Below are 6,145 nucleotides of genomic sequence, written 5' to 3'. Positions count from 1 at the left end.
ACCGGCAACAGCGTACTTAACAACGCAGGCTTTAGCTTCGTTGACGGTACAGGCCCGAGCATTACAACGGCTGGCATTGATGCGGGTGGTACTACGATTACAAATGTAGAAGATGGTGTTAATGACAAAGATGCCGTTAACAAAGGGCAGTTAGATGCTATTACTGGCAATATAACTGCAGGTGGTGTTCAGTATGATCGTAACGCTGATGATACCGTTAATTATGACCAAGTCAGTTTCGCTGGTACACTGGCTGTTATTGACACAGATGTCAATGGTAATAGAATCGTTGTAAGTGGTGGTACTAGGCTTACAAATGTGGCTAATGGTATCAATGCATCTGATGCCGTCAACAAAGGTCAACTAGATAGTGTTACTAAAGTTAAAGTATTTGATGAAAATGGTGATGAGGTCACTGTTAATATCACGGATCAAATCGTCAACAACGATGTCAATAATGACGACCTAGAATCGTTATTTCTGACTTACGATAAAGAAGGTCAGGAAGTTACCGACCGTCTAACCATCGGTGAGACGGTACAAAAAATGAATACTGAAGGGGTCAAGTTCGCTCATACCAATGCAAGTCCTCAAAGCAAGGGAGATATTGCTAGTGGTGTAACAAACGACTCAAGTGCAGGTGGCCTTGACTCAACTGCTATAGGTGTTAACGCTATTATTGAAGCCGAGGCTGACAATACTGTTGCTCTTGGTTCGGATACTTTAGCCAAATCAACCGCCAAAAATTCTGTAGTTATTGGTAACCAATCAGTAGTCGCTGGCGAATCTTCAATTGCAATTGGCGATAGCGCTCAAGCTAATGGTAATCAGTCCATCAGTATTGGTACTGGTAACATCGTAAATGGTAATAACTCCGGCGCATTTGGTGATCCAAGCACTATTAATGGTAGTAACAGTTACTCAGTAGGTAATAACAATACTATTAATAGCGATGATACTTTTGTATTAGGCAACGGTATTACAGCAAACCAAAACGGTTCAGTGATATTAGGTACTGGCTCCATGGCAGCAACAGGTGCAGGTATCGCAGGATTTGGTGCCGCCAACAACGCTGCAATTACAGCGACGACTAGCACTACAGGTGCGGTTGCCGTCGGTAATGCTGCCAATGGTATTTATCGTCAAATCACTGGTGTAGCTGCTGGTACCGCTGATTCCGATGCAGTCAACGTTTCTCAGCTGAAAGCGGTCAGTGACGCGCTTGGCGATAGTAATACTTCGCTCAGCAATGCTGCGGTACAATATGATAAAAACCAAGATGACACTGTCAATAAAGGCAGCATCACTTTAGGCGGTGGCGTTGGAGGCACTACTATTACTAACGTAGCCGATGGAGTTCAAGCATCAGATGCCATTAATAAAGGTCAGTTAGATAATCTCGGTAGCGGCGTCGCTGGCATTATCGGTGGCGATGCTAGCTACGATGCTGATGGTAACTTGACTGCTAGTAACATCGGCGGCACTGGTCAAGGTAATATTAGTGACGCCATCGCTGCTGTTAACCAAGGTAACGCTCAAGCTAATGAGGACATCCAAGCCAATAGCGAAGATATCCAAGCCAACACCGATAGACTGGATTCTGGTCTAAGCTTCGGCGCTGATAGTGGTGACAACATCAATAAGTCGATAGGTGATAGCACTGCTGTCAATTTCCAAGGCAGTAATAATATCAGTACAACCACGACTGATAGTGGTATTAAGTTTGACTTGAATGGAAACATCAGTGTAGACAGCGTCACTACCGGTAACACCGTTGTTAATAATAACGGTGTGACGATCAAAGATGGCCCAAGCATCACTGCAAACGGTATCGATGCAGGGGGCAAAGTGATCACAGGTGTCGCTGATGGTGTCGAGGTCAATGACGCTGTCAATCTAGGCCAGCTAAACGCCCTAGATAGCAAGCTGAGCAATAGCGTCAATGATCTAGGCTACAAGATTGGCGAAGTCGAAGATGACGCTAATGCCGGTATTTCAGCGGCGATGGCGATGTCTTCACTACCGCAAGCTTATATCCCTGGTAAGTCTATGGTCGGTGGCGGTGTCGCAACTTACAACGGCGAGAGCGCGGTTGCAATTGGGGTCTCAAAAGTCTCTGATAATGGTCGTTGGGTCATGAAGATCAACGGTACCGCAGATACTCAAGGCAATGCTGGCGGCGCAATTGGCGCAGGCTTTCATTTCTAATATAGCTACTACGCTTAATGAAAGCGCTTGTTTTGGATAGACAAGCGCTTTCACACCAACTATAAGATCTATTGAGGAATGAATAATGAAAAAATCTTTATGTCGTAACAGTATTGTCCTTGCCGTAATGCTCATGTCAGCAGTTGGCTGCACCCGTAATGTCAGTAGCAACTTGACTGACAATGGTCACGTCAATGCTAGTGATTTAGTGTTTCCAGCAACCGATGAGGCTTGGCAACAAGAAGGCAAATTCGTCAACGAAGATAATCTTGCTAAGATAAGAGCTGGTGTTAATAAAGATGAGCTGTATCAGCTTATCGGCCCGCCGCACTTTAGCGAAGGTTACAAAGCGCGCGAATGGGATTATATCTTTAAGTTTTATGATGAAAATGATCAAGTTAAGATCTGCCAATATAAGGTCATCTTTGATAAAGAGTATAGAGGGCAGGAGTTTTATTGGTTGCCTGCCGATTGCGCTCCTAACACAGCGGCTAGCATGCCATATGCACCCGTAGCCGTGACGCCGCCTATGACAGAGCGTATCAATCTAGGTGCTGATGCTTTATTTGCATTTGATAAGTCTAGTGCTCAAGACATCATACCAGATGGCAGATATGAGCTTGACGCTTTAGCGCAAAAGCTCAGAGAGTATCAGCAGATGGGCAGCAGTCGTGTGCTCATTACCGGTCATACGGATCGAAAAGGTGACGAGGCCTATAATTTGAGACTATCAACGCAGCGCGCGCAGACGGTCGCCAACTACTTAGTCAGTCAAGGGGTCAATCCCAACACAATCTCAGCAGCAGGGGCGGGGGAGATGCAGCCAGTACAACAGTGCTCAACGTCGCTACCGCGTGAGCAAGAGATTGCTTGCTTGCAGCCGAATCGCCGTGTCACTATTGATGTGATGTTTATGCAATAAGCTTCTCTACCTTTCAAACGCTGTATAAATTCATGTTATCTACAAAGAAGGGGCCAATCTATGATTAGCCCCTTTTTTTGCGTAATTTTGGACGGTAAACGTCCATTAGCGTAGAAAAAAATTTAATTATTAGGTGTCAAATTCAGCCAACATTGACGTGATGCGTTTATCCTTTTGACGCCACAGCTGCTCAACCCAAGCAAACATTTGCTCTTTGGTAGCCCCGTCGTTCTCGTAACCGCCGTTTTGGAGACTAGCAAATAGCTCGTCAGGGATTTCGATATGTCGGACATCGACACCTAAGCGCTTGATATTGCCTTGCCACAGCTCGCCATAAGTTGGTATGCCATCAGGATAGACGATGGTCATATCCAAAATACCATCGATCTCATTCCCCAAAGCATTGATCGCTAGCGCTAGACCACCGGCCCGCGGTTTAAGCAGATGGGTGTAGGGCGATTGCTGTGCATCACGCTTTTTTGGGGTGAAGCGCGTACCTTCTAGATAGTTGAGTAAAGTAAAAGGCTTATCTTTTAATAGCGCGCAAGCACGTTTGGCCTCGATGATATCTTTGCCCGCTAGTGCAGGGTTTTTGGTCACTGCTTGCTTAGAGTGGCGGCGCATCATTGGGAAGTCTAAAAAGTAAAAGGTCTGACCGACGATAGGGATATATATCAGCTCAAACTTAGTAAAAAACCGCGTCAAAGGCAGACGATCGCGGCTGATATATTGTACGATGCTAGTATCGACCCACGATTGATGGTTGCTGACCAGTAAGTATTTACCATGGACATCGACATCATCAGGCAGACTAACGCGCCAGTCTTTTTTAGGTAAGATAGTATCGATCAAAGTGTTATTACTATTGATCCAATAGTTAGCAATTTTTATCACGGTTTTATCAGCGATATCAGCGCCAGTAATGATTTTGGTGGCGCCCATTAGCCAGATAGGGATACTTCCAGCGAAACTATTACCAACAATGACCCCTGTCGCTGTCGCTAATGATACCGCTTTGCCAAGCTTTGGCGTACGCTCATGCATTTTTTGAAAAAGTGAGTTGAGTCGCATAGCAAACCTTTCCTTTATATTTTCTATTATTAATGACTGTAACATTACGACACAATTTTAGCAGAAATATGGTGCAGGGTAGTCAGACTAGCGTGACTGGTGGTAACAAAGGGCTGCGGTGCGCTAAAATTGATGAAGAACAACTTGATGCCTAATAACAAAGGATGATGACTACTCATTTTTAGCGATAGCTTTAAGTGGATAAAAGTGTTTAGAATAAAGTAACGGACTTAGCTCATACTCTTTAAGAGCCAACACAGTAAAGGATGACACTATGACAAACGATCTAAATAACCAAATAGCTGCGAATGTAAAAGATAACGTCAGCGCCGCAGAGTGGCAGATGCGCGTTGATTTGGCCGCTTGCTATCGGCTGATTGCCCTATACGGTTGGGACGATCTGGTCTTTACTCATATCTCAGCGCGCGTGCCCGATAGCGACGATGCGTTCTTGATTAACCCCTATGGCTTATTGTTCGAAGAGATCACCGCCTCAAACCTAGTTAAAGTCAATCAAGCCGGCGAAAAAGTCGCGCCCTCACTTTATGATATCAACCCAGCAGGCTTTACCATTCATAGCGCCGTACATGAGGCGCGTAGCGATGCTCATTGCGTGATACATCTGCATACGAGCGATGGGGTGGCGGTGTCTACTCAGCAGCAAGGCCTGCTACCTATCTCGCAGCAGTCGCTATTCCCCTTATCAAACTTGGCTTATCACGACTATGAAGGGGTAGCGCTAAACCCGGATGAAAAAGTACGTCTGGTCGCCGATCTAGCGGATGCAAACTTTATGATCCTACGTAATCATGGCCTGCTGACTTGCGCCCATACCGTGGCCGATGCTTTTCTTTTTATGTATATCATGCAAAGAGCCTGCGAGGTACAAATCAAAGCGCAAAGCGGCGGTCGTGAACTGACTATGATAGCGCCGCAGATCCTAGCCGGTATTCAGGCTGCTTCAGCAGAGGTAACCAAAGGCGCTGGCGGAGATATCGCTTGGCCGGCACTACTGCGTAAGCTACGTCGCACCGATCCGTCTTTTGCGGAGTAGCTGATGATTACTCTGCAGCAGTGGCGACAACAAGGGCAGCTTGAGTCAATCAATGGACAGCAAATCTTTACTCGCACAGGCGGTGATAGCAGTGCCCCAGCGCTAGTGTTAATCCATGGTTATCCGAGCGCCAGCTGGGACTGGGAGGGAATGTGGCAGGCGCTGACCCAGCGCTATTATGTGATTACGCTCGATATGTTAGGTTTTGGGTTTTCTGCCAAGCCTAAAAACGCGCGTTACTTGATAACAGAGCAGGCGGATATTTTTGAGCAGTATTTACTTAATCTCAAAATCACCGAGTATCACATTTTAGCTCACGATTATGGCGATACGGTAGCGCAAGAGCTGCTAGCTAGGCTGCGTGACGGTAGTGCAAAACAGCGTATCGCTAGTGTGTGTCTGCTCAATGGTGGTCTGTTCCCGGAAGCGCATAAGCCAGTGTTAATCCAAAAATTGCTACTCTCGCCTTTAGGACCCTTAGTCTCAAAGCTTATCACTAAGCCCAAATTTGCGGATAATTTACGGCGCATCTTTGGCCCAAATACGCCGCCAACCCCTGAGGTTATCGACAGCCTATGGCAACTGCTCAATCATAATAAAGGTCCTGCGGTGATGCATAAACTCATTGACTATATGCCGCAGCGTCAGCAGCACCGCAAGCGTTGGGTCGAGGCTATTATTGAGAGTAGGGTGCCGGTCAAGCTCATTAATGGCGTTAAAGATCCCATCTCAGGCCAGCATATGGTCGAGCGTTATCGGCAGTTAATTCCTAATGCCAATGTCACTGAGTTATTAGCGTTAGGTCATTATCCGCAGCTTGAAGAGGCTGAGGCGGTGACGACAGCTTATTTACAGTTTAGAGAAAGTATAAATTAATGAGGATTTACTAT

The 6,145-nt window shown here is 46.0% G+C and carries 5 protein-coding genes; 4 read left to right on the top strand and 1 reads right to left on the bottom strand.

What is annotated here, in order from left to right; genetic code table 11:
• The first annotated feature begins 60 nt into the window (after window positions 1-60).
• Both ACS8E3_RS11860 and ACS8E3_RS11855 read left to right on the top strand, forming a co-directional pair.
• Window positions 61-2,208 (top strand): YadA family autotransporter adhesin, encoded by a 2,148-nt coding sequence (locus tag ACS8E3_RS11860; RefSeq protein ID WP_439244440.1) that lies wholly within the window; start codon window positions 61-63, stop codon window positions 2,206-2,208.
• 85 nt (window positions 2,209-2,293) lie between these two features.
• Window positions 2,294-3,130: an OmpA family protein gene (locus tag ACS8E3_RS11855; RefSeq protein ID WP_439244438.1), complete on the top strand. Its 837-nt coding sequence runs from the start codon at window positions 2,294-2,296 to the stop codon at window positions 3,128-3,130.
• A gap of 129 nt (window positions 3,131-3,259) precedes the next feature.
• On the opposite strand, the gene ACS8E3_RS11850 is transcribed toward ACS8E3_RS11855, so the two are convergent.
• Window positions 3,260-4,201, bottom strand: coding sequence for an acyltransferase (locus tag ACS8E3_RS11850; protein ID WP_439244437.1), 942 nt, complete (start codon window positions 4,199-4,201; stop codon window positions 3,260-3,262).
• 274 nt (window positions 4,202-4,475) lie between these two features.
• On the opposite strand from ACS8E3_RS11850, the gene ACS8E3_RS11845 reads away from it, so the two are divergent.
• Together ACS8E3_RS11845 and ACS8E3_RS11840 are read left to right on the top strand one after the other, a co-directional pair.
• On the top strand, window positions 4,476-5,255 hold the full coding sequence (locus tag ACS8E3_RS11845) for a class II aldolase/adducin family protein (RefSeq protein ID WP_439244436.1): 780 nt from the start codon (window positions 4,476-4,478) through the stop codon (window positions 5,253-5,255).
• 3 nt (window positions 5,256-5,258) lie between these two features.
• On the top strand, window positions 5,259-6,131 hold the full coding sequence (locus ACS8E3_RS11840) for an alpha/beta fold hydrolase (protein ID WP_439244434.1): 873 nt from the start codon (window positions 5,259-5,261) through the stop codon (window positions 6,129-6,131).
• The last annotated feature ends 14 nt before the right edge of the window (window positions 6,132-6,145 follow it).

The organism is Psychrobacter sp. 2Y5 (genome assembly GCF_051847375.1).
Classification (GTDB): domain Bacteria; phylum Pseudomonadota; class Gammaproteobacteria; order Pseudomonadales; family Moraxellaceae; genus Psychrobacter.
Note: the sequence above shows the minus strand (reverse complement) of the source record. Positions and strands in the feature narration are given on the sequence as shown.